Source organism: Saccharopolyspora gloriosae (assembly GCF_022828475.1).
Classification (GTDB): domain Bacteria; phylum Actinomycetota; class Actinomycetes; order Mycobacteriales; family Pseudonocardiaceae; genus Saccharopolyspora_C; species Saccharopolyspora_C gloriosae_A.
This window is the reverse complement of the sequence record NZ_CP059557.1, coordinates 3,062,002-3,084,083: the sequence shown is the minus strand read 5'-3', so window position 1 is coordinate 3,084,083 and position 22,082 is coordinate 3,062,002. Positions and strand designations below refer to the sequence as shown.

17 protein-coding genes are annotated in these 22,082 nt (G+C 64.2%); 7 read left to right on the top strand and 10 right to left on the bottom strand.

Going from position 1 to position 22,082, the window contains the following annotated elements; genetic code table 11:
• Positions 1-19: 19 nt before the first annotated feature.
• From H2Q94_RS13140 to H2Q94_RS13125, 4 genes are all read right to left on the bottom strand, one after another.
• Positions 20-1,762 (bottom strand): ABC transporter ATP-binding protein, encoded by a 1,743-nt coding sequence (locus tag H2Q94_RS13140; RefSeq protein WP_243795002.1) that lies wholly within the window; start codon positions 1,760-1,762, stop codon positions 20-22.
• Entirely contained in the window at positions 1,759-3,564 is a 1,806-nt protein-coding gene (locus H2Q94_RS13135; RefSeq protein ID WP_243795000.1) for an ABC transporter transmembrane domain-containing protein, read from the bottom strand. The genes H2Q94_RS13140 and H2Q94_RS13135 overlap by 4 nt, the downstream gene beginning before the upstream one ends.
• Positions 3,536-4,576, bottom strand: coding sequence for a ParB/RepB/Spo0J family partition protein (locus tag H2Q94_RS13130; RefSeq protein WP_243794997.1), 1,041 nt, complete (start codon positions 4,574-4,576; stop codon positions 3,536-3,538). The genes H2Q94_RS13135 and H2Q94_RS13130 overlap by 29 nt, the downstream gene beginning before the upstream one ends.
• A 268-nt stretch (positions 4,577-4,844) precedes the next feature.
• The gene (locus H2Q94_RS13125) at positions 4,845-6,014 is read right to left on the bottom strand and encodes a hypothetical protein (RefSeq protein WP_309501156.1); all 1,170 of its coding nucleotides are present in this window, start codon (positions 6,012-6,014) and stop codon (positions 4,845-4,847) included.
• A gap of 189 nt (positions 6,015-6,203) precedes the next feature.
• Here H2Q94_RS13125 and H2Q94_RS13120 point away from each other — a divergent pair, with 189 nt between their 5' ends.
• Together H2Q94_RS13120 and H2Q94_RS13115 are read left to right on the top strand one after the other, a co-directional pair.
• Positions 6,204-7,340: a DegT/DnrJ/EryC1/StrS family aminotransferase gene (locus tag H2Q94_RS13120; protein ID WP_243794995.1), complete on the top strand. Its 1,137-nt coding sequence runs from the start codon at positions 6,204-6,206 to the stop codon at positions 7,338-7,340.
• On the top strand, positions 7,337-8,305 hold the full coding sequence (locus H2Q94_RS13115) for an aldo/keto reductase (protein ID WP_243794992.1): 969 nt from the start codon (positions 7,337-7,339) through the stop codon (positions 8,303-8,305). Before H2Q94_RS13120 ends, H2Q94_RS13115 begins: the two co-directional genes overlap by 4 nt.
• Positions 8,306-8,379: 74 nt before the next feature.
• Here the strand turns inward: H2Q94_RS13115 and H2Q94_RS13110 are convergent, their stop codons facing one another.
• From H2Q94_RS13110 to H2Q94_RS13100, 3 genes are all read right to left on the bottom strand, one after another.
• Positions 8,380-8,979, bottom strand: coding sequence for a hypothetical protein (locus H2Q94_RS13110; protein WP_243794990.1), 600 nt, complete (start codon positions 8,977-8,979; stop codon positions 8,380-8,382).
• 74 nt (positions 8,980-9,053) lie between these two features.
• Entirely contained in the window at positions 9,054-9,797 is a 744-nt protein-coding gene (locus H2Q94_RS13105; protein ID WP_243794987.1) for a glycosyltransferase, read from the bottom strand.
• Between the two features lie 133 nt (positions 9,798-9,930).
• Positions 9,931-10,962: an inosamine-phosphate amidinotransferase 1 gene (locus tag H2Q94_RS13100; RefSeq protein ID WP_243794985.1), complete on the bottom strand. Its 1,032-nt coding sequence runs from the start codon at positions 10,960-10,962 to the stop codon at positions 9,931-9,933.
• Between the two features lie 414 nt (positions 10,963-11,376).
• Here H2Q94_RS13100 and H2Q94_RS13095 point away from each other — a divergent pair, with 414 nt between their 5' ends.
• Positions 11,377-12,651, top strand: a complete 1,275-nt coding sequence (locus H2Q94_RS13095; protein WP_243794983.1) for a DegT/DnrJ/EryC1/StrS aminotransferase family protein — start codon at positions 11,377-11,379, stop codon at positions 12,649-12,651.
• Between the two features lie 108 nt (positions 12,652-12,759).
• On the opposite strand, the gene H2Q94_RS13090 is transcribed toward H2Q94_RS13095, so the two are convergent.
• Positions 12,760-13,353, bottom strand: coding sequence for a hypothetical protein (locus H2Q94_RS13090; protein ID WP_243794980.1), 594 nt, complete (start codon positions 13,351-13,353; stop codon positions 12,760-12,762).
• A gap of 502 nt (positions 13,354-13,855) precedes the next feature.
• Between H2Q94_RS13090 and H2Q94_RS13085 the strand changes: the two genes are divergently transcribed.
• Positions 13,856-14,104, top strand: a complete 249-nt coding sequence (locus tag H2Q94_RS13085) for a TcmI family type II polyketide cyclase (protein WP_243794977.1) — start codon at positions 13,856-13,858, stop codon at positions 14,102-14,104.
• 877 nt (positions 14,105-14,981) lie between these two features.
• On the opposite strand, the gene H2Q94_RS13080 is transcribed toward H2Q94_RS13085, so the two are convergent.
• Positions 14,982-16,505: an ISL3 family transposase gene (locus H2Q94_RS13080; RefSeq protein WP_475274458.1), complete on the bottom strand. Its 1,524-nt coding sequence runs from the start codon at positions 16,503-16,505 to the stop codon at positions 14,982-14,984.
• Positions 16,506-16,614: 109 nt separating this feature from the next.
• Positions 16,615-17,913, bottom strand: a complete 1,299-nt coding sequence (locus tag H2Q94_RS13075) for an IS256 family transposase (protein WP_243794975.1) — start codon at positions 17,911-17,913, stop codon at positions 16,615-16,617.
• Between the two features lie 259 nt (positions 17,914-18,172).
• On the opposite strand from H2Q94_RS13075, the gene H2Q94_RS13070 reads away from it, so the two are divergent.
• The 3 genes from H2Q94_RS13070 to H2Q94_RS13060 all read left to right on the top strand — a co-directional run bounded on the left by H2Q94_RS13070 (position 18,173) and on the right by H2Q94_RS13060 (position 21,967).
• Complete coding sequence (locus tag H2Q94_RS13070; RefSeq protein ID WP_243794973.1) at positions 18,173-18,970, top strand: Crp/Fnr family transcriptional regulator; 798 nt, start codon at positions 18,173-18,175, stop codon at positions 18,968-18,970.
• A gap of 133 nt (positions 18,971-19,103) precedes the next feature.
• Positions 19,104-19,940, top strand: a complete 837-nt coding sequence (locus H2Q94_RS13065) for a hypothetical protein (RefSeq protein ID WP_243794971.1) — start codon at positions 19,104-19,106, stop codon at positions 19,938-19,940.
• On the top strand, positions 19,937-21,967 hold the full coding sequence (locus tag H2Q94_RS13060) for a hypothetical protein (protein WP_243794970.1): 2,031 nt from the start codon (positions 19,937-19,939) through the stop codon (positions 21,965-21,967). Before H2Q94_RS13065 ends, H2Q94_RS13060 begins: the two co-directional genes overlap by 4 nt.
• The last annotated feature ends 115 nt before the right edge of the window (positions 21,968-22,082 follow it).

Sequence of the window (22,082 nt, the reverse complement as noted above, 5' to 3'; positions counted from 1 at the left end):
ACAGGCAAGCAGCGGTTCGTCAAATGCCGCGCCACGCGCGCCACAGCCTGGCATAGGTACCGTTCGCGTTCACCAGTTCTTCGTGGCTGCCAAGCTCGCGAATCCGGCCGCCCTCGACCACCGCGATCCGGTCCACGGACTGGATCGCATGCAGCCGGTGAGCAATGGTGATGACAGTCCGATTCTCCGTCACCGCCGCCACGGCGCGCTCTGCCTGCCTGGCACTTTCCAAATCCAGTAGCGCCGTGGCCTCGTCGAGTACCACTACGTCCGGCTCTGCAACGATCAGTCGCGCGAGCGCCATCTGCTGCGCCTGCGCCGCGGTCAGCGGTTGCCCACCCGAGCCGATCCGGGTGTGCACTCCGTCGGGCATTCCATCAGCCCAACTATCAGCACCGACCACCGCCAGCGCGTTCCACACCATACTATCCGGCACATCGGATCGCGCCAAGGCGACATTATCCCGTATGGTTCCGCGAAAAATATGATGCTCTTGGGTAATCAAAACTATTCGACGGCGCAGCTCGCCGTCAGGTAATTCCGTCAATCGGACACCGCCGAGTTCCACCGCACCGGAGGAAGGTGCGTATATTCCGGCGAGTAATTTGCCCAATGTGGATTTGCCGGACCCGGACGGCCCGACGATCGCGAGCCGCTCACCCGGCGCGACCGTGAGGTCCACCGCGCGCAGGACCACGCGCTCTCCCGGATAGGCGTAGCCAGCCTCGCGGGCGCTGATCCCCTGGTCACGCGGCCGCTGTCCGGATGGCCGCCGATCCGCCGGCACGTCGTGCACGCCACGCAACCGAGCCAGTGAAGCCGCGCCGACCTGCAGTTCGTCCACCCAGTTGAGCAGCTCGTCCAGTGGAAAGATCAGCTGCCGGACGTACAGGGTGGCCGCGGTGACCTGACCGAGCGTGGCCAGATCATCGAGGTACAGCACCCCGCCGATCGCGATCGTCGCGACCACCGGGAGCACATAGCCGAATTCGACCAGCAAGTACCAGGTGCTGCGGAGACGCATGGTGTGGCGCTCCGCAGTATACGCCTCTCGCAGATTCCGATCGAGAACCCGTCGCCGCCAGGTCTGCAGCCTCAACGCGTCCACCGTCCGTGCCCCCGAAACCGTCTCGGCCAGGCTGTCACCCAATGAGACGTAGCTGGCGCTGCGCTGCCGGTAGGCGGTCGGTGAACGGCGCAGATACCAGCGCGTTCCACCCCACAGCAGCGGAAGCGCCGCCAGGCACGGCAAAGCGGTCAACGGCCCGGTCAGCACCAGCGCGGCGGCGGTGAGCAGAGCAGTCACCAAGGCGACCATCGCTTCGGGCACGGCGAATCGTGCCGCATTCGCCAGCGCGTCGACGTCCCGGGAGGCCCGGGTGATCAGATCACCGGGATCGGCGTCCTCGACGGTGGACAGCGGCAGTCCGACGATGGCGTCGGCGAAGTCTTCGCGCAGCTCAGCGGTGACCTGCTCACCGAACCGGCACGAAGACCGAACAGCCCAGTACATCAACGACGCGTACGAGATCAGCGATGCCACCAGGGCGGTTCCGATGAGATGAACCTCGGCCAGGGTCGTGCCGTGCACCACCACGTCGATCAGCCTGCCGATGAGCCATGGTCCGACCAAGCCCGCGACGGCGGCCGCACCGTGCAGACCGAGCAAACGCACCACCGCCCCAAGGTGCCGTCGCGCCAGTACCCGGACATGCCGCCACACCGCGGCCGCGTCCGCGACCGGAAGCGTCGCACCGCTCACCGGGCCGCCCCCGCTGCCCCGTCCCCCACAGAGGACTCCAGCCCGAACGGTGCGGGTGCGGTCGCAGCGCGGTAGTCCGCCCGGGTCGCCAGCAGTTCCCGGTGCGTGCCCTGAGCACCCACCCGCCCGTCCACGAGGAAGGCCACCTGGTCGGCCTGCGCCAGCATCATCGAACTCCGGGTCAGCAGCACGGTTGTCCGTCCCGCGCGATTCGCCCGCAGCCGGCGCGCGATGATGGCCTCGGTGTAGGCGTCGACCGCCGAAGTCGGGTCCATCAGGACCAGCACGTCGGGCTCACCCAGCAGCGCCCGGGCCACGATGAGCCGCTGGCGCTGGCCGCCGGAGAACTGCCGCCCATTCGTCGCGATCTCGGCGTCGAGACGACCGGGCAGCGCCTCGACGATGTCCTCGGCCACTGCCACCCGCAGAGCAGCGGCGATGGCCTTGTCGCCGGCCGCCACGCAGTGCACACCCAGGCTGGTGCGGAGTGTGCCGCGAAAAAGCCGGGGATGGTCGTCCACCACGAGAATGCGTTCCCGCACCGCGTCGGCAGGCGACTCCTCGAGTGGCACCCCGCCATAGCTGACCCGCGCGTCGGTATAGCCACCGAGCCGATCGGCCAGGCTCATTCCGTCACCGGGAGACGCGACCACCGCCAGATACGCGCCCGCGGTGACGACGAGCCCGGAGCGCTCGTCGACCAGATCCTGGACACCGTCGGGGAATCGGTGGGACGGGCCGGGCACGACCGGTTCGAAATCCGGGCGCAGATTCAGGAGCGCGACCACCCGCCTGGCTGAGACACGGGCGCGAACGAACCGATCGGCCGCCTCGGTGAAGGTGGCCAGCGGTTCGATCAGGAACGCCGCGTAGGCATAGAACGACACGAGTTCACCCGCGCTCACCACCCCGCGCAGCGCGACCACCGCACCGACCCAGGTCACGGCGCCGACCAACAGCCCGGGCAGCAGGATCCCGCTCGCACGGACGACCGCCTCGGTGTGAGCCACCCGGATCCCGGCGGCCCGAACCCGCTGGGAGTCCCGCCGGTAGGAACTCGCGAACTCGTTCTCGCCACCGATCCCGCGCAGAACCCGTAATCCGGTGACGAAATCCGCCAGCTTGGACGCGAGTTCGACTCGCAATCCCCGGCAGACCGCCTCCCGGTCCTGGAGCGGACGCAACGTCAACCCCATGGCCACGACGATGGCGGGCAGCGCGACGATCGACAGCAGACCGAGTGACGTGGACTGCCCGAGCAGCACGACGGCCACCACGACGACAGAAGCCACCGCCCCGGTGGTCCGGCCGACGATGTCGAAAGCTCTGCCGATCGACGTGAGATCCATGGTGCCGACACTGATGATCTCGCCGTCCGCGACCCGGCTCTCCAACGAGACGCCGAGCGTGTTCGCGTGCCGGACCACGAGCTGCACGGTGCGGTAGCCCGTCGACAACGAACAATACTGACTGATCCGGCGCCGCGCGGCGCCTGCGACGGCGTAAACGATCCCCAGCCCGAATAGCGCCGCCGACCAGCCCAGGATCCCGCGCATATCCCGCGGCACCAGGCCATCATCGATCGCTTTCCGGATGATTGCAGGCATCAACGCTTGCGAACCCATCCACAAGACGCCGAAGAAAGCCGATCCGAGGAGCGGCAGAGAGGTTCGGGCAGCCAGCCAGACCAGATAGCGCCCGGCTGAACGGGTATTCGGATTCCCCAATTCGGTGTGGGGCAGCGTCTGTCGCCCCCTGGTGTCGTGTGGCCCCCTATCCTTCCTTGACATCTGACGAAGCATTCGATCGGATTCGGGCCGCGAATTCCTGCCACTGGACCGCGAAATGTTCGGCCAGCTCGGCGACGACGTGTGCCTGATGGTCCGGCACGGTTTCGACGAGCTCCGGCCAGTTGGTCGCATTGGCGAAGGTCTCATGGAGCGTACGAAGCAGCTGCCGGCCCGGCTCGGAAAAACGCAGGGAGGGGTCCCGTTTCAGCTCATACAGCATGGTCACCCCGGATTTGAGCAGTACGTCCCGCTTCTTGGCTCGGCACTGCTCCGGTACGAACGGGACACCGGGATCCCGTTCGCTCTTGCTCCGCTGACTTGGCAGCACCGGGTCTTCACCACGACTGATGCGCTTGCGAACGTCATTCGCGGTGCTGACCGAGATGGCAGCGGCCTTGGCGATCTCGCGCAGCGAAGCGCCCCGACTCTTCTCCAGCAGCTCCGCGGCCCGCAACCTGCCACCAGGCGACGAATTGTGTGGTCGCTCCCTGCCATCGGCACCAACCCGCTCGGCCATTTGCGAGTCCTCGCCGAACACCTTGACCCGCACGTTGCTCGCGCTCTTCGGCGAGATTCCCGCGATCTTGGCGATCGTCCGATCGGACCAGTTGGGATGGGAAAGGATGATCCGTCGCGCTGCCGCCGCACGATCGGCGAAGGACAGCGGCAGCCCGTGGTTTATGTTGGTACGAACCGCGAGTATGAAAGCCTCGTCAGCGTCCCCATCGAAGAAGCACACCGCGATGTGGTCTTGGCCACGTGCCGTCGCGGCACGCAATCGGTGCATTCCATCGATGACCCGCATCGTTTCACGATGCACGAGAATCGGCGGAGCATCGAAGCCCGCCTCGATCAATATTCGGACATGCTCCGGGTCCTCCCCGGATAATCTAGGGGAGTCCGCGGAATTGAGCAGTGATATCAAAACCCGCTCAGGGCGCCCGAAATCTTGCTCACCTGCCACCGACAAGTCACGAGCAGAAGCGTCGAAATCCCTATTGAGCATACCGTCCTCCTTGAACACGGTACATTGCAATTACATCAGGAGCCCACGTCAGTACTCCGACGGATTAATCGACAACACTCAGTAAATCCCCATCGCACGACGGAGACGGGGAGCGGCAGCATTGAAACTTTCACCGAATAGCTTAGGCAACGGGATACGATAAGCCGACACGCAAGCCCCCTCAGTCACACTCCGTGCATAGCAGGTTACCAATTGTGGGCTACATGTCAAGAGAGATCAACGAGAGCAGACTGCTGATTCGACGGCCGGGAGCAGGCATCCGTACTCAGCCCAGCACAGGCCTCCAGCGTGGATCCGTGACGTCGGCGCCGGTCTCGGCCAGCTTGGCGCACAGTTGCCGCCGCAAAGACGGCAGGTCCAGTTCCATTTCGCTCTGGCGCAGGACCGCGTCGAGGTCACGGCTCCGCTGGAGGTAAGGCTCCGGCGCGTCGGTCCCCTCGACGAAGTCGGTCAGCAACAGCGCATCGACATGCGCCGACCACGGCAGGGTGCGGATGCCCGCCTTTGTCAACTCGCTCTCCCGTAGCCGGGCCCAGTACGAGATGCCACCGGCATGGACCATCTCCGGCGCGAAGACCTTGGTCCCCGGGAAGGTTCGGAAGTGAGCTATCCGCATGCCGGCTGCCAGCGCCATGAGCTGATAGAACATCAGGCCGTCGAACACGGCCCGGACGATTTCGTGTCCGACCCGCCGATGGTGGTACCGCTCATGACTGCGGACTTCGCGCCCATCGTCGAGGACATCCATCAGGCCACCCTGAGGAAAAGGCAGGTGCGCACTCTCCATGCCGAGCACCGTCGACAGCGCCGCACGATGGTGTTCCTCGATCAATCGCACCATTGCCCCGTCAATCTCCCGCTCGGGCCCCGGCGGGACGAACGCGTAGGCAGCCGGGGAGACAGAACCTCCGATCGCTCGTTCGATCTCGATCCTGGCCCGCGGGTCGATGGCCATGAAAGGCGGCGCTGCCAAGGGGATCGGCCCGTAGCAAAGTGGCCCACTGATCGCAACCCCCGGCTTCAGGTCAGCCATGCACTCGGCGAAGAACTCCGAGCGGATGACGAAGCAATCGCTGTCCACGAGCCCGAAGGGCCGGTCCATGTTCCGGAACAGCAGCTCGAAGATCTCGTGGCTACCGACGCTCTCCGTCATGCCGAAAGTCGGCAACGACGTCAGCTCGCCCCACAGCTCCCCCTCTTCCCGTGTCAAACCACTGGTGATGAATGCACAGTTCAGATCGTCCGGAACGAAGCGCAAAAAGTGCTGGATCACATGCAGCAGCCCCGAGGAGAAGAAACAGAACCATATCGGCCGGTCCTCCGGCAGTCTCGACACGAAAATCTGAAATCTCTCGTCCAGGGCGCCAAGTACGTCGGCATCGTCGGACAGCACACCGGTGGATTGATTTACTTCATTCACTCCGCTGGTCACCATAATCGCAGGTTAGATCCGCTTGAAGACGTCTGTCAAAGTGCATGAATTACCGGCCGGGACACAGTTGATAATCCGCCGACCCCGGATACCATGTAACCAGCGGCAAATAGCCGGAATCCACGTACGTCAGATTATCCATTGCCTGCGTCAACACGATCCACTCCCCAGACAGGTCGGAGGACGAGAATCTTGACGAATTTTACCGAATTGCCTCGCTGGCCGCAGCTCACCGATGGTGATATCGACGCAGCTGTGTCCGCACTCAGGTCGAACAGACTGGTCGGCGCACCAGGCAGCCTGGTCGACGAGCTGGAGGCAGCGATAGCCCAGAAGCAGAGCGTGTCGCGGGCCGTGGCGGTGTCCTCAGGCACCGCCGCCGTCCATCTGGCCCTGCAGGCGGCCGGCGTCGGTCCCGGCGACGAGGTGATCGTGCCCGCGCACACCTTCGTCGGCTCTGCCAGCCCCATCGTCTACCTCGGCGCGCGGCCGGTGTTCGCCGATGTCAGGCCGGACACCCATTGCGTCGACGCGGACTCGGTCAAATCGCTGCTGACCGAGCGGACGAAAGCGGTCGTCGTCGTCCACATCAATGGTTGTGCGGCCGACATGGCGGCACTGCGTGCGGTGGTCGAGCCGGTCGGCGTCGCCCTGGTCGAAGACATGGCGCAGGCACTCGGCACCAAGATCGGTGACCGGCCGGTCGGCGGATTCGGGGACCTGGCCTGCATCAGTCTCTTCGAGCAGAAAGTGATCACTTCCGGCGGCGAGGGCGGCCTGGTCCTGACCGACAATGCGGCCTATGCCGAGCGGGTCAAGCGACTGCGCACCCACGGCGAAGGCCCGATCGAGGGGCAGCCCGGCATGATCTGGGCGCACGAGGTCGGCTACAACTACCGGCTCACGACCATGCAGGCCGCCATCGGGGTCAGCCAGCTGAAGCGGCTCGACGAGCAGGTCGAACTCCGGCGTCACAATGCGGCCTACCTTTCGGAGCTGTTGGCCGACGTCGAGGAGCTGGAGGTACCGACCGAACCTGAGGGAACGGTGCACGCCTACTGGAAGTACGCGCTGCGCGTGGTACCAGGACCTGGCCGCCGCACCGCCGCGGAACTGGCCGCGGAACTACGGTCCCGCAAGATCCCCGCGCTACTGCGCTACCCATACCCGCTCCACCGGCAACCCGCGTTCCGTGATCACCGTGGCGAGTCGTGCCCGGTCGCCGAGCGGCTTTCCCAGGAACTGCTGGCCCTCCCCTCGCATCCTGGCCTCGCCGAAGGCCATCTCGATCATGTGGCCGCACAGGTGAAACAGGCTCTCGTCCAGTGATCACGCCGCCTTCCAAGCCCCGAAAGGCAGGAAAAACCATGCCTGACCCCACCACCGGACCCGGCAGGCCACAGGTAGTGCTGGGGACGTCGTCCTTCGGCCAGCCCGACCGTGGTTTCCCGATCTACGACGCATACTGGGAAGGCGGCGGCCGTGGCTTCGACACGGCCTGGATCTACGGATTCGCCTATGGTCCCGGTTGCTGTGAAAGCACGTTCGGCGAGTGGGCGGCCGACCGCGGCGTCACCGACGAGGTGTGGGTGCTCGCCAAAGGCGCCCACACACCGGAGTGCCTGCCGAGCCGGGTCGAAGTCCAGCTCACCGAGAGTCTCGACCGCATGCGGCGATCCGACGCCGCGCTGTACATGCTGCACCGTGACAACCTCGAGGTGCCGGTCGGTGAGTTCGTCACCGCACTGGCCGATCTCGTCAAACGCCAGGTGATCGGCGGATACGGGATGTCCAATTGGCCGCTGGACCGGGTCAGGGAAGCAGTGGCTTACGCCGCGCAGCACGGGCTGCCCGCGCCGGCGGGGATCAGCAACCAGTTCAGCCTGGTCGACATGGTGCACCCCATCTACCCTGGGACGATCAGCTCCAACGATAGGGACTGGCGTACCTGGCTGGCGACGACGAAAATCCCGCTCTACCCGTGGGCAAGCCAGGGCCGCGGTTGCCACGCCCTGGTGGATCCCGAGGAACTGCGGGACGGTCCGCTCACCGAAAGCTGGTTCAGCGAAGTCAATCTCGAACGGATCGGCCGGGTCCGCGAGGTCGCCGGGCGGCGCGCGATATCACCGACAGGTCTGGCGCTGGCCTGGACCCGCTCCCAGCCGTTCCCGGTGATCCCGCTGATCGGGCCACGTACCGTCGAAGAAGTACACGACTCCCTTGCCGCGCTGGAGTTCCAGCTCACCCCGCACGAACGCGACTGGCTGGAGACCGGCGAAGGACGACCTGTTTGACAGCACAATGGAAAGGGGTGGCCCCGGCGGACGCATCCGCCGGGGCCACCCCTTTCCATTGCCGAAGCGTACCTTCAGAGAATGTCCCAGTACTCGCCGAGGACAAAGGGGACGCCGGCTGACACCGAACGCTTCCCCGTGTCCCGGTAAGCACTCCGCGGAATAGTGCGGAAATCCATGCTGACCCGACTGATTTCCGTATCGTTGACCTTGTTGCCGTGCCATGTGTTCGCACCATCGAAGACGACTATGTCGCCGTATTCCGAGTCAACAGGCGCGTTGTCTATCCATAAGGTGTTGTTACCGAAGGCGCGAGTCAGCGGAACCCAGTAGTTGGTTTCACTGGAGTCATGCCCGAAGTCACTGTCCCGGTGCCAGGTACCCACCGCGACAGAATTTCGCAGGTGAACCCGGAAGGTCGGAACCTTCTGGATGTAGAAATCTTGCCTCCGCGCGCCGAGCACCGTGGTAGCCAATTTACGATATAATGGCCACACCTGGTCGAATTTGTCGTAGAACAGTTTATGATACGTAGTCGCCTGATCTGTTTCCCTGGTGGCTACCCTATCGTTCGGTGCGAGTTGCTCCAGATCTGCGACGTTCACGATATCGCACACCGCGTCGGCGATCGCGATGTCAGTGACGTCGTACCGCAACCTCTCAAATTTCGCCATTTCCTCACCACATTAACCTGGACCGAACGGTCCCCGTATACCGATTTTGCGCCTACCGACCCGGCTTCACCTCATTACACGATCATTCGGCCGCGCAGGCTCCGGCACCTGCGGTACCAACCGTCCACGATCGCGTCGATCGCGGGATCACCTGACTCACCGTCACTGACCTGTTGGTGACGACCGGCAAGGCGCAGAGCCAGCCGGCGCGCGCCGACACGCACGGGCAGGGCGGGCAGGGCGAGGTCCTCCAAATGGTTGCTCAGTCGCTCCAGCGCACTCAACCGGAAGAACTCCCGCTGCCACCGCAGTTCGTTGCGACGCCAGTCTCCGAGGCCATTGAACCCGCGGCCGGCATTGTGGTGTATGACGTCCCGCAGGTCCTCGACAATCACACGTTTCCCGGCGGCTCTCACCATGGTGGCGATGACGACGCCCAGTCCCTCGAATCCGACGTACCTGCCCTCTGGAAATCGAATATTCTCGATGACCCAACGAGAAGCAACCAGGATCACGTCATCAAGCGAATCGACTTCGTAGCGATCGCCCCCATGCTCGTGCGCCTTATTGTAGTCGGTGATACGACCCCGCCGTTCGGATTTTTCGTTCCACCAGGCCAGTGACACGGTGTTCGATCCGCCGAGCGTGCCGAGCACACCCACCGAAGGATCCTCGAGAACCGGACCAGCCACATCGACCGGGTTCTTCTGCAACTCGACATCATCGTGCAGAAGCACGATTCCGCTGCACTGGTCGTCCGCGGCGGCCTGATCGAAGAGCTGGTTGTACGCGGCGAACAAGGACTTCTGACCGCTCACGGTGAACACCGGGCTGCCCGGTGTGCTGACTCTTTCTATTCCAGGACGGCAGATCCGATGGTACAAGTCGGAAGGTCCGACACAGACTCCGTAGCCGATCATTCCGCGGCCTTCCTGTCGGGTGACTCCGGACTCAGAATTGATACGTTTCCAGTGAACCGGAGCGCCGCACGTCCATGGTCACGCAGTGAAACCCGCCGCTCAGTGTCCTGGAGTGCGTGAGCTGGAGTGGCAACACGTCGATGCCGTTCTTCTCCAACAGGCGCATGAGATCGGTCTGGCGGCGATCGACGACCGCCAGATCCGGCCGGACCATCAAAAGATTCATCGCGATCCAGACCGAACAGTGTGGCCGATCACCGGTGAAGCCGATGTCCACCGGCTCCGGGCAGTGCAGCACATTCCACGAGCGGAGGAAATCAGGCATGTTGTCGTCGTTCACCCGTGACGGATTGACAAGCACCAAGCCGGGCCGCAACGGCACGACGGTCGAGTCGACATGCGTCGACGAATAGAGATTCCGGCAGGGGTGGACTGTGTATTTCTTCCCCAGCACCGCCTGCAGCCACTGCCAGCCCAGCTCGTTACCGCTGTCGGACACCAGGTAGAGCACATCGGTGCCGACGCGCATGATGTTGGCCGCGTCGAACACCGGCTCCAGATTCTGCAGCCGCTCACCGGCGGGTGCCGCCGGCTCGAACATCTCGTCCAGCAATCGGGGTTTGGGCGCCGAAATCCAGCGGGCTCCGCTTGCGAAGTACTCGAGCAACAGATCCTTGTACGCGAGTGACTCGAGGAAACGCGCACGCAGTGCCATCGGTGTCTCGATAACGAGGTCACCGATGGCGAGCAGACCATCGCGCGGGCAGTAGTCATGGAAGCCGTCGGTCGACCAGTCCGGGGTGGTGATTTCCGCAGCGGTTTCCCGTTGCCCCGGACGCCGTACCACGACGCCGATCTTCTCCAGTTCCTCGCACAGGTTCTGCAGTTCCGCCTCGGTCTCCTGAATCACCCGGTCCGGGTACAGGCCCGACGGCACCTCGTCCTGACGATCGTAACGCCCGGCGAATTCGACGGTATAGACGCTCCGATCGACTCGCGGGACCCGCGCACCCGTGGCCGTGCCGACGATAATCTCTTCCAGCGGATCCCACTCGTTGTACACACTTACCAGGCTCATGCCAGTGCCTTTCGCTGGTTGACTTTGTTCAAGACCACCGGAGGACTCCGGCATTCAGACGGTCTTCGATACGGCCGCCACAACACCGACAACGAACACAACTGCGGAAAATCGGTGCGCTTGGCCCAATAAGTCGAACACGTCTCTCGATACCTTCCTTCTACCAGGGCGGATCAGACGTTCGCAACGAGATCGGCCGCCCCGTTCGACTGAGTACGGCAAGCAGTCGAACACCGGGAAGGCAATACACGCCGCGCACTTATGACTTTCGCATTCACATATGGCGGCGTTCGATAGGTACCATGGCAACGCAGTGCGAGAACCCTGCACCGACCTGACCGCTCCTGGTACATCCGCCGGGCATAATGAGTCTCGGCCAACGAAGGAAGAGGCGGAATCATGGGCAATTCTTTGGCAATTCTCGGCGGGGCGCAGGTCAGTAATCGTCAATGGCCTCGCTGGCCACAGCCAGGACCGCGCGCTCTCAAGAACCTGGAAGATGTCCTGAACAGTGGACGATGGACACTGAGCTGCGCCTACCAGGGCAGGCCGTCCTATGAGCAGCGATTCGCGGCCGCGTTCGCCGAGTACTGCGGTGCCGAATACTGCGTGCCGACCTCGACCGGGTCCGCCAGCCTGGCGATCGCCTTGGAGGCATGCGACGTGGGCGCCTTCGACGAGGTCGTGGTCCCCGGCCTGAGCTGGGTGGCGTCAGCCTCCGCGGTACTGGGCATCAACGCGGTTCCCGTGCTCGTCGACGTCGATCCGGCGACCTACTGTGTCGACCCTGGAGCGGTCGCTTCGGCGATCACCGGGCGGACCCGCGCCATCACCATCGTGCACGCGTACTCGGCTGTCGCCGATCTCGCCGCGTTGACGGCTGTTGCACGTCAACATGGCATTCCGCTCATCGAGGACTGCGCCCACGCGCACGGTGCGACCTACCAGGGCCGGGCAGTCGGCACGTTCGGGGACGCGGGCGCTTTCAGTATGCAGGGGTCCAAACTGTTGACCTCCGGCGAGGGCGGCGCGATCATCACCAACGACCCCGAGGTCGCGGACAGGGCGGGCCACCTGGGTTCCGACGGCCGGATGCGCAGCCGCTCGCAGCTGAGCGTGGGTGGTATGGAACTGCTCGAAACCGGGCGGATCATGGGCAGCAACTCCTGCCTGTCCGAGTTTCACGCGGCACTCCTGCTCGATCAGCTCGATCTCGTCGACGAGATGCACAAGCGCAGGCGGGAGTCATCGGCATATCTCGATCAGCAGTTGGCCGAACTGGGGTGCGTCGGCCAGGCGACGACTGAAGGAACGACAGGACGCACCTACTATCGATATGCGGTGAAACTGCCAGAAGCGGCACTGGAGGTCGCTTCCGTCGCGACTATAATCGAGGCTCTGTCCGCCGAGCTGGGGTTCCGCTTGCTGGAGACATACCGGCCGCTCAACGACAATGTACTGTACCGGCCGACGACACGACGCAGATTTTCCATAAGCCCGGACTATCTGGAGCAGGTGAATCCGCAAAGATTTGATCTCCCGGTGACGACGAGTATCAATGACAGCGTAGTGACCTTCGGTCACGAAATATTGCTCGCACCGCCCGAGGCGATGGAAGAAATAGTGTCCGCCTTCAACAAGGTCCTGTCCAATATAGGCGACATCGCCGGGTAACACCGCGACCTGACTGACGTACGCCGGCCCTGAACGCCCCGGCGCGGGCACGAATTCCTCGATGTCGCCCTCAGCCTCTTGAGCCGACCGGGCCTGGGTCGTGGCGGTTCAGCTCACAGGCCGTGCCGTGCGCCATACCCAGGCGAAGGCACTTTCGGGAGCGGCGCCGGTCCCGACCCACTGGCGAAAGGCTTCCGTCAGCTCCAAGGCAAGCGGTCGTATGCCACGGGAACTGCGCTTGCCCAAGTACCGGACTATCTCGTCCGCCCACAGCTCCTCTGTCGCGGGGCACGAGACAGAGGAGCGAGGATGGGTGGACATCCAGCCTCGGGTCGCGTCGGCCATGCCCGGTCCGCGCTGAAGGCATACGAGGTGTACGCAGCGATCGGGTGCTACTTTTCTGTCCACTTTGGACAGGAATTCGCGATAGCTCGACTCCGGATCGTCGCCGCTGCCTTTCCAGTCCAGAGCTTGCGCCACGGCGGTCAACTCATCGACGAGGGCGATTATCCCGGTATCCATTGGAAGATCCGACGGGAGCCGTTCCCTGCGTAAGCGGTCTTCGATAGTTCCCAGCGCGAATACTTTCCCCAGCCGACCGAGATAAACGCCTGCGATATCGCAGATTTTCGCATCCGGGATTGCCGTCGGCCGGGCAGCACCAGTACGCCTCTGCGTTGCAAGAATACCGCGTTCGCCCACGTATACTCCTTTCTTGAGAAGAGTTCCGCGCCGGCACACCCGGTCGAAGCAAAGTGTCCACGCCGTATTGTCGCCACGCCGGGCTGCGTCGCGGGCTAGCTGCACGGTCGGCTGCTGCGGCTCAGCACGGTCCCGCGCGTGTTCGGGCTTCAAGGCTCCGAACCTGCTCCGTGAACATGGTCCCATGATCGGGAGATCTTGCCCAGCGATGACGTGCTGGCGGCCTCACACAGCCTCCGGAACCTGCCGCTGCCGAAACCCTTCGCGGCTGAGGTCGAGGTACTCGCCGATCGAGGCCGCCCGTCGGCCCTCCGCGCGATGAGGCTCCGTATCGGGTCGTTCATGGGCTCGTGAACGGCGGTCGATGCACCGGGTTCGTCTCCTTCACCAATGACAGTCGAGATAGCCATGCGAGCGTCGTAGGTGCGGAACCCACCGCATGCCGAGCCGAAACGGAAAGCCTGATCATGGTCAGGTTGCTCGTCACCGGGCGGCCGGTCCGATGAGTGAACCGGTCGAGCGCACGCTGATGGTGGCGCGGATGCCCGAGTCGAACGCGCGGCGGGTCGAGGAGCTGTTCACCGAGTCCGACGCGACCGGGCTGCCGGAGCGGCTGGGGGTACGGCATCGCTCGCTGTTCCGGTTCCACGGCGTGTACGCATATCTGATCGAGGCCACACCGGGACTGGGTGATCGCCTTCGATGGGCACGGGCTTTGCTCGCATCAGCGCCGACGTCGACGAACTGGTGACCCCGTGGGACCCGGGCACCTGGCGGGGGCGCGGGACTCGCGGGCGACCCGCTTCTACGACTGGGCTCGCGTGAACGCCGGATTCCGTGCGGTGATCGAGCTGCGGATGGATCCCCTGGACGTGGAACGCTTCCGCGCTGTCTGGCCCGAGATGGCGGCCGAGGTCGCCACCACCACCGGCGTCCTCGATCAATGCCTCTTCGCCTCGGACGGCGCTGGGCTGACAATCATGAGCGACTGGGTGGACGAAGCGGCGTTCCGAGCGTTCGAGGCGCGGTGCACGCCGCACACCGAGCGAAGTTCGGACCGATCCGGACGGGCGGCGGCTTCCGCGGCTTGTCCGTGGCCGGTCACCAACCACGGGAGGACCGGCGATCCCCCCGGCCCCTCAACCAGGGAGCTAGCCGCCACGACGCCACCCGGCTCCAGCGTTGAACAGCGAGCCGGCGAAGCCATGATGATCGCGCACGTAGCGGATGAACTTGGCGTCGAGCTGACGCCTCAGCGGATCACAACACCGACCGGCGCTCAGGTAGAGATCGACGGAGTCGACGAGGCACGTACAGTCCTGGTCGAAGCTTGGGCTCACCAGGGACCACCAAAGCCTGCTCAGAAGAACAAAGTTCTAGCCGACGCCTTCAAGCTCAGCTGGATCGCCTCGACGCTCACGTCCAAGCCACAGCTCGTCCTTTGCTCCTCCGATGTCGCCGCGGCCGAGCCCTTCCGTGAGGGACGCACGTGGGCGGCTGCGGCACTACGTGATTTGCAGATCGACATCGTGGTGGCAGCCTTGCCAGACGTAACTGTTCAGGCCCCGCGGTTCAGCAAGGCAGGGGTCTATCGCTTGAACGGCTCTGGCGCACTTTCGGTGGTGGTGTTATCCGAGGAGGATGCGGTGGCGCAGGAGCTTGATGCTGGCTCTTCCGTACATCTGTCGCTTGAGCAGCTTCGTTTTGGTGTTCACGCCTTCGGTTCGCCCGTTATGGTGATCGAGGGTGATCGCAGCGGTGACGGCGTTGATGTCCCCTTCAATGCCTCGGGTGAAGGAATGGACGTGGGGTAGATCCGCCTCGCGTGCGGCGGTGGTCCATGCCGCCAACCGGGCCGGGTTGTCCTTGCAGGGAGTGAGCAGGGCGGCGAAGGAACGCACAACACTGGCCAGCGCCGCCATTTCGGGGCAGGCCGTGGCCAGAGCTTCGAGTCGTTCGTGTTGCCGTTCGGTGAGATTCTCGGGCCGGGTCAGCAGCAGCCGGCTGGCCCGGCGTGGCGAAAGGTGCGGACGCTCGTCGAGATGTCGCCCCTGGTTCAGGTACCGCACGAGGAGGTTCTGGCTGCCGTTGTAGCCCAGAGCACGGATTTCGCCCAGCAGCGCGGTGGCCCCTACACCCGGCTCCTGTTCACGGCGGGCGCGTAGGTGGTTCCGGTACGGGTCGACCATGCAGGCCCGGTACTTGGGGACACGCTGGATGCGCTCCGGTGCGGCTGCGCGGGCGTATCGCTTGACGGTATTCAGCGCCAGGCCAAGGCGGCGTGAGCAATCCAGCAGTCCCACTCCGGCCTCGAGTAGGGCATGGATCTGCTGCCACCGCTGGAGGGTGGTCTCGGCAAGCTTTCCCTGGCGTAGTCCCGTGGCCGCGGCCCAGCACGCGCTGTGGGCTGCGACCTCTTTGCCCGCGGCGTCGCATAGGCCGTGCCAGAGATGCCATCGGTCGGCGACTTGGATCGCTTGCGGCAGCGCATCCCGCACGGCCTGCGCATAGGCTGCCGAACCGTCCCGGCACACGACCTCGACTCCTGGATGCGCCCGCAGCCAACCGGCCACTACCTCGGCACCGCGCCCGGGCAGCACGTCGATCCGGGTGCCGGTGTCGGCATCGATCAACACGGTGGCGTAGTCATGACACCTGCGCAGGGCGAAATCATCGATCCCCAGCACTCGCGGCACCGCGTGATCCGGTAACGGGATGCCCAGCAGAACACGCACAGCGGTGTCCCGCCCGAGGACGATCCCGATCGCGGGCAGCAACCGGGCAGAGGCCCTGCCAGCAAGCTCGCGCACGATACTGCGAACCTGTTCACCGAGCCGTACGGTGCGTCGCTGGTATCGCTCGATCAAGCCCGGTACTTGCTCCCGGAAGGTCTGGCGCGTGCACTCGGTGACAGGGCATCGCATCCGGCGTATCCGCAACCTCACCAGCACCCGACGTCCATCGACCGGCACATCCGCGGGGACCCGCTCGTGGAGGGCATGAACCCGGCCCGTCGGCGTCCCACAAGCAGGACATGCCACCACATCGCCCCTGGTTGATGCCCGTACCACGATCACATCGCCAGCGTCCTCGACGCCCTCGATGGACAACGCCGAAAGCCCCGAGAACACTGCACCGACCAGCTTCGCCATCGCAGACACAAACGATCATGACAACCCCGACCCCGTCTCGACCGGGGACCCACCACACCACCACCGAAAGTGCGCCAGAACCGCTTGAACGGTGTTTTCGGCGGTGGGGTTAGTAGGTTTCTGCGGTGGGCCAGCGGTCGTTGAAGGTGATCGCGAAGGCGTTGATCACTGGTTTCCAGCGTTGGGTCCAGCGTGCTCGTCCGGTGCCGGTGGGGTCCAGGCTACGGGTGACGAGGTAGAGGCACTTCATGGCGGCCTGTTCGGTGGGGAAATGTCCGCGTGCTCGCACGGCCCGGCGGTAGCGGGCGTTGAGTGATTCGATGGCGTTCGTGGAGCAGATCATTCTGCGGATATCGATGTCGTAGTCGAGGAATGGGATGAATTCGGGCCATGCGTTGCGCCAGAGGCGGATCATCGCTGCGTGTCGTGTGCCCCATTTGTCGTCGAGTTCGTCGAGTGCGCTCTCGGCGGCCTGTGGCGAGGGGGCGGTGTAGATCGGTGTGAGGTCGCGTTTGAGTTCATCCCAGTGTTTCCGTGGCACGAGGCGGAACGAGTTGCGGATCAGGTGGATGATGCAGGTTTGCACGATGGTCTGCGGCCACACGTTCGCCACGCCTTCGGGGAGTCCTTTGAGTCCGTCGCAGACGAGGAAGAAAACGTCTTTGATGCCGCGGTTTTTGAGGTCGATGAGGACGCTCAGCCAGAACTTCGCGCCTTCGCCGCCGCCATGTCCCATCGTCAGGGCCAGGACGTCTTTGCGGCCGTCCAGGGTCACGCCGATGGCGGCGTAGACGGGCCGGTTGGCGACTTGGCCGTCGCGGACCTTGACATGGATCGCGTCGATGAACACGGCCGCGTACACGCCGTCCAGGGGCCGGTCGGACCAGGCGTCCATCTCTGTCACGACTGTGTCGGTGATGGTCGAGATCGTGTCTTTGGACACCGAGGCGCCGTAGATGTCGGCGAAATGCGCTGCGATCTCGCCGGTGGTGAGTCCTTTCGCGTACAGCGACAGCACGATCGCGTCCACACTGCCCAGGCGTCGTTGCCGCTTTTTCACGATCTGTGGTGTGAACGTGCCCGCCCGATCTCGGGGCACGGCGATGTCCACCTCGCCGGCCGCATCTGAGAACACCGTTTTCGATCGTGTGCCGTTTCGGATGTTGTCCGAGTCCCGGTCCGTGTCCGCTTGATTCTTTGCGTGGCCGAGGTGTGCGGTCATTTCCTCGTTCAGCGCGGTTTCCAGCACGTTTTTGGTGAACACTTTCAACAACCCGCCCGGGCCGGTCAAGTCCGGCCCGTCCCGGCGATCCTGGGCGATCATGGCTGCCGCTGCGGCCTGTTCCGGAGACAGCTTCTGATCTGAACTTTTCTCATTTTTGCGTGGGCTCACAGCATCCGATGCCATCAGTCACAACGCCCTTCCCGCCGGAACCACGCCCGGCGCGTCAGGCCGAAAACACCGTCTGACCGACAGTCCCGCAGGCAGTCCGACATCGAGTCGATGCGATGATCGTGTGGATTATCGACCCGATTCTGGATGAATGAGTCGATCATGTTGCACTATCGCATCGTGCAACAGCAGTACGACGAGGCGAATCGACGTGGCGTGGTGCGAAGCGAGCTTGGTGGCACTGTTCCAAGCGCGTGCCCACGATCCACATCGAGTGACCGATCGGCCCGCCGGTCGTCCGCAGCAGTCGAAGACTGATCTTTGGGAGTCCGTGTTGGATGGTGGCGAAGTCCGGCCCGCGTCGGAGAACCGGGACGATCACGCCGGATACGCGTTGGCGCGCGGTACCTTCATTAACCAGGCGGGGAAGCAGGTGTGCGCGCAGCTCCGCGAGCTCGGCACCCTGACCAGGTTCGCCCGCAACGACACCCTGCTCCCCTTCAACGCGGCGAGCGACCACGTTCTCCTAATCGAGGAGGGGCTCGTCAAAGTACTGCTGCCTGGGCAGGGCAGGGAACTCGCCGCGGGGATCTACGGACCGGGCGAGTTGATGGGCGACCAGGGGGTGCTGGACGGTGCCCGCCGCAGCGCCACCGTGGTGGCGCACACGCGAGGCGCGGCGACGCGGATCTCGGGACGTCTGTTCCTGAATTATCTCGACCGGAACCCCGCGGTGTTCGTGGCGCTGTGCGGCATCCTCCGCCATCGCCTCCGCAAGGCAGATCACCGCCAGGTGACCTTCGCCTTCCAAAACGTGGCAACCCGGGTGGCGCGCCAACTTCTCGCATGGTCCGAAACGCTCGGCATCGAGACCGCCGAGGGTGTCGTGATCAGCGGGCTCAGCCGGAAGGACCTGTCGCAGTGCATCGGTGCTGGTGAGACCACGGTCGACGCTGTGCTCAAGGAGTTCACCGGGCGCGGACTGGTGCGCACGCACTGGCGGAAGTATGTGTTGCCTTCAGTCGTGCGCTTGCGCGAGCACGTCGATAGCGGAGACCGCGAACACGGGTAGTGAACGGACCACTACGTGAATTTCCCTAGGACAAGGGAGACACGGCCGTGCACGTCCGATGAAACTCCGTTCCGTCCGACGCGACGAACCGAACGGAGCCGAAACCTTGACCGAAAGCTCAGAACCAGCCCTGATGCCCGAGCATCGGGCCTTACTAGCTGTGGACATGATCGAATCGGGGGGCAGCCGTCCAGAACACCTCGGCCAGGTCCCGGATCTCGTCCGGGAACCGGTACACGCCGCCCTGCGGGCGGTCGGCCTCAACCGTGATTCAGCCCAGGACGAGCAGTTCACCGGTGACGGATTCCTGCGCGCGTACCCGAGCGAATTCCTGCCGGCGTTGATCGACATGGTCAGCGTGCTCGACGAGCTCCTGGCCACGCGCAACAGGTCCACGAAACCCGAAGTGCGGTTGCGGATCGCGGTGCACCTTGGGCCGTTGCCACTGGAACGAGGCTTCCACCGACCGAACATCGATCTCAACAGGCTGTTGGGTGCGGAGGTGTTCAAGCGAGTCATCCGGCACTGTCGGGAACACATCACCAACGATGCGCTGACGACAGCGCTGATCGTCTCGAACAGCGCGTATAAGACCGTATTCGGGGGTGACTACACGCAGGTGCTCCGGCGGGGCGAGTTCGCCTCGTTGCCCATTGTGCACAACGAGTTCAACGAGGATGCGTGGGTCCGCATCACCGGAGTGCACCCGACACAGCTAGAGAACATCCCCATCGACGGCGAGCCGACACCGGAGGCGCCGCAGACGCCGATCTCGGGCCTCGGCCATGCACCCGGTGAGCGATCGATCAGCAACCAGGGCACTGTCGACGGAAATCTGGTCACCGGCGACGGGAACAGCTTCACGCCGAATCCGACCACCAACGTGAGTAATTACGTCGGCGGCAGGAACGCTGGGGTCCAGGCCGGGACCTTCAACGGGCGCTTCAACCAGGGTGAAGATCGGCGTTGACCGCGACGAGCGAGACCGGAGAAACCGCCCGGTCCCAGGATCCGGGCAGCCCAGGTGGTTCGACGAGCAACACGGCCGAGCACAACAGCGGTGTCCAATCGGAGAATTTCAACGGGGATTACAACATCTTCAACTGGTATGCGGAGTCCAAGCAGCCGCCCCTCAAGGACCGCCAGGTCTCCGAGACCGAGATCGCCCGTGCCCGCGATCACTTCGTGCCATGCCCGGGTTTCGAAGAAGCCCAGGCGACGCTGGAACGCAGCCGCGTGCTGTTCCTCCGCAACACCGGGACCGGCCGCTCACTGGCAAGCGTCCGATTGCTCACCAAATGCGCGGTCGCTTCCATCTCGTGCCTCAGCGAACGCCGGTCGTTCGACAGCCTTGCCGACTCAGACCTGGAACCGGGGGGTGGCTACATCTGGCAGGGTCTGGACCGCGAGTGGCACGAGCAGATCACCCCCGCTTCCGTTGACCGGGTGGCGACCTGGGCCTTGAAGCAGCACAGCTTCGTCGTGGTGATCGTCGATCACCGCGTGGAGGTCGACCTGCGCAAGTACACCGAGCGGCTGGGGAAGCCAGACCCGGTGCAAGTGGCCTTGTCCGTGCTGCGTTCCCAACACGGGCTGGCGGCGGATACCGCCGAGAAGGTCTTGGACGCGGAATTCCGCGAACAACTCACCAGCACATCGGCGCCGAACGACGCCGAGTTCGTCGCCATCCGGGCTTGGGAGGTGCATCGGGGTGACCGGGACAAGGAGCAGGCTATCGCGGACGCTTCGTCGGACCTTCGTACGTCTGTGGCCCGATGGTTCCTGGAGGTAGATAAGCGCAGCCCGATCGAATACGCGATGCTCGTGGCGATCGCGGTGTTCGAGGGCCGGGAGTACGACGACGTCGTACAGTTGGCCGAGGACCTCGAGAACATGATCTACAAGCGGGACAGCGGTAAGGACGTCGAGTCCCGCAAGATCTTCGAATTCAGCAAAACGGTGATCCTCTTCCGACTCAACGCCGCGGTCACTCCGCACGAGGACACGGACGGAAGTGGATTCCCAAGGGAAGCCGTGCATTTCCACCGCTCTGACTGGGCCCGAGAGGCATTCCGCCGGGCGTGGAGTGAGTACGACCTCTTCCGCCCCGTTCTCGTGGACTGGATGGCGCAGCAGGCGAAGCTCGGATTCCAGTGGTACTGCGCTAAAGCGCTCCACGACGTGCTGGTCAACGTCCCGCACAGTGAACCGCTCGCGCACATCGGCGCCTTGGCTGCCAAGCAGTCCCGGCACGCCAACGAACTGGCGGCCGAGCTCGTGGGCCGGCTCGCGCGGGACGACCGCACCAAGCACGTCGTCGAGCCGACGCTGCTGGAATGGTGCGACGGCGACCGGGACTTTCATCGCAAGTGGACTGCCGCTTCGGTCTACGCGACCGAGTACGGACGGCGCCAGCCCGATACAGCGCTTCGCGAGCTGGAGAAGATCGCGCGGACCAACGCCAACCTCAACTCCGCGGTGAACGCAGCGATCATCTCCCTGCTCGACGAGCCTGCAAATCGCACGAAGGTGCTACGAACCTTGGTGCAGTGGACCGGGGTACGAGCCATCGACACGGATTCCATGGAGCAGGGCGCGAACCTGCGGGCCATCGGGCTCGACTGTGCGCAAGCGGTTCTCGGACTCATGCACGGCACCAGCTACCTGCGCTCGATTCGTGCCGGCGGTTCGTTCGGCGACCCGAATACGCGGCTGGTGGCCAAGCTGTTCGGTCGGCTGTTCCAAGACCAGAACAAGCGTGCGGAATCGCTGCACGCGTTGCTCGAACTCAGTGCCCGGAGTGCAGCAGATCCGACGAGCGATGAGGCGGTCGGCTTCGCCCAGCTCCTGTTCGCTGTGGTCCCCGAGCTCGAGCGCGCCCGAGCGCTGTTCCAGCACTGGAAGAAGGTGTTCCCCGGAAACACACAACGAATCAACCGCGCATTCGTAACCTTAAAGAACCTTTACAGGAGGTTCGGGCTGGCCCCTGAACAATGAGGAACGACTCGCCGCTGGCATGCTTCTCCGGCCTTTCTCGACGACGTCTGGGACAAGTCCGACCGCTACCGACGGATCGGACTGGATCGATGCGCCTGGAGCACGCGATCTCATG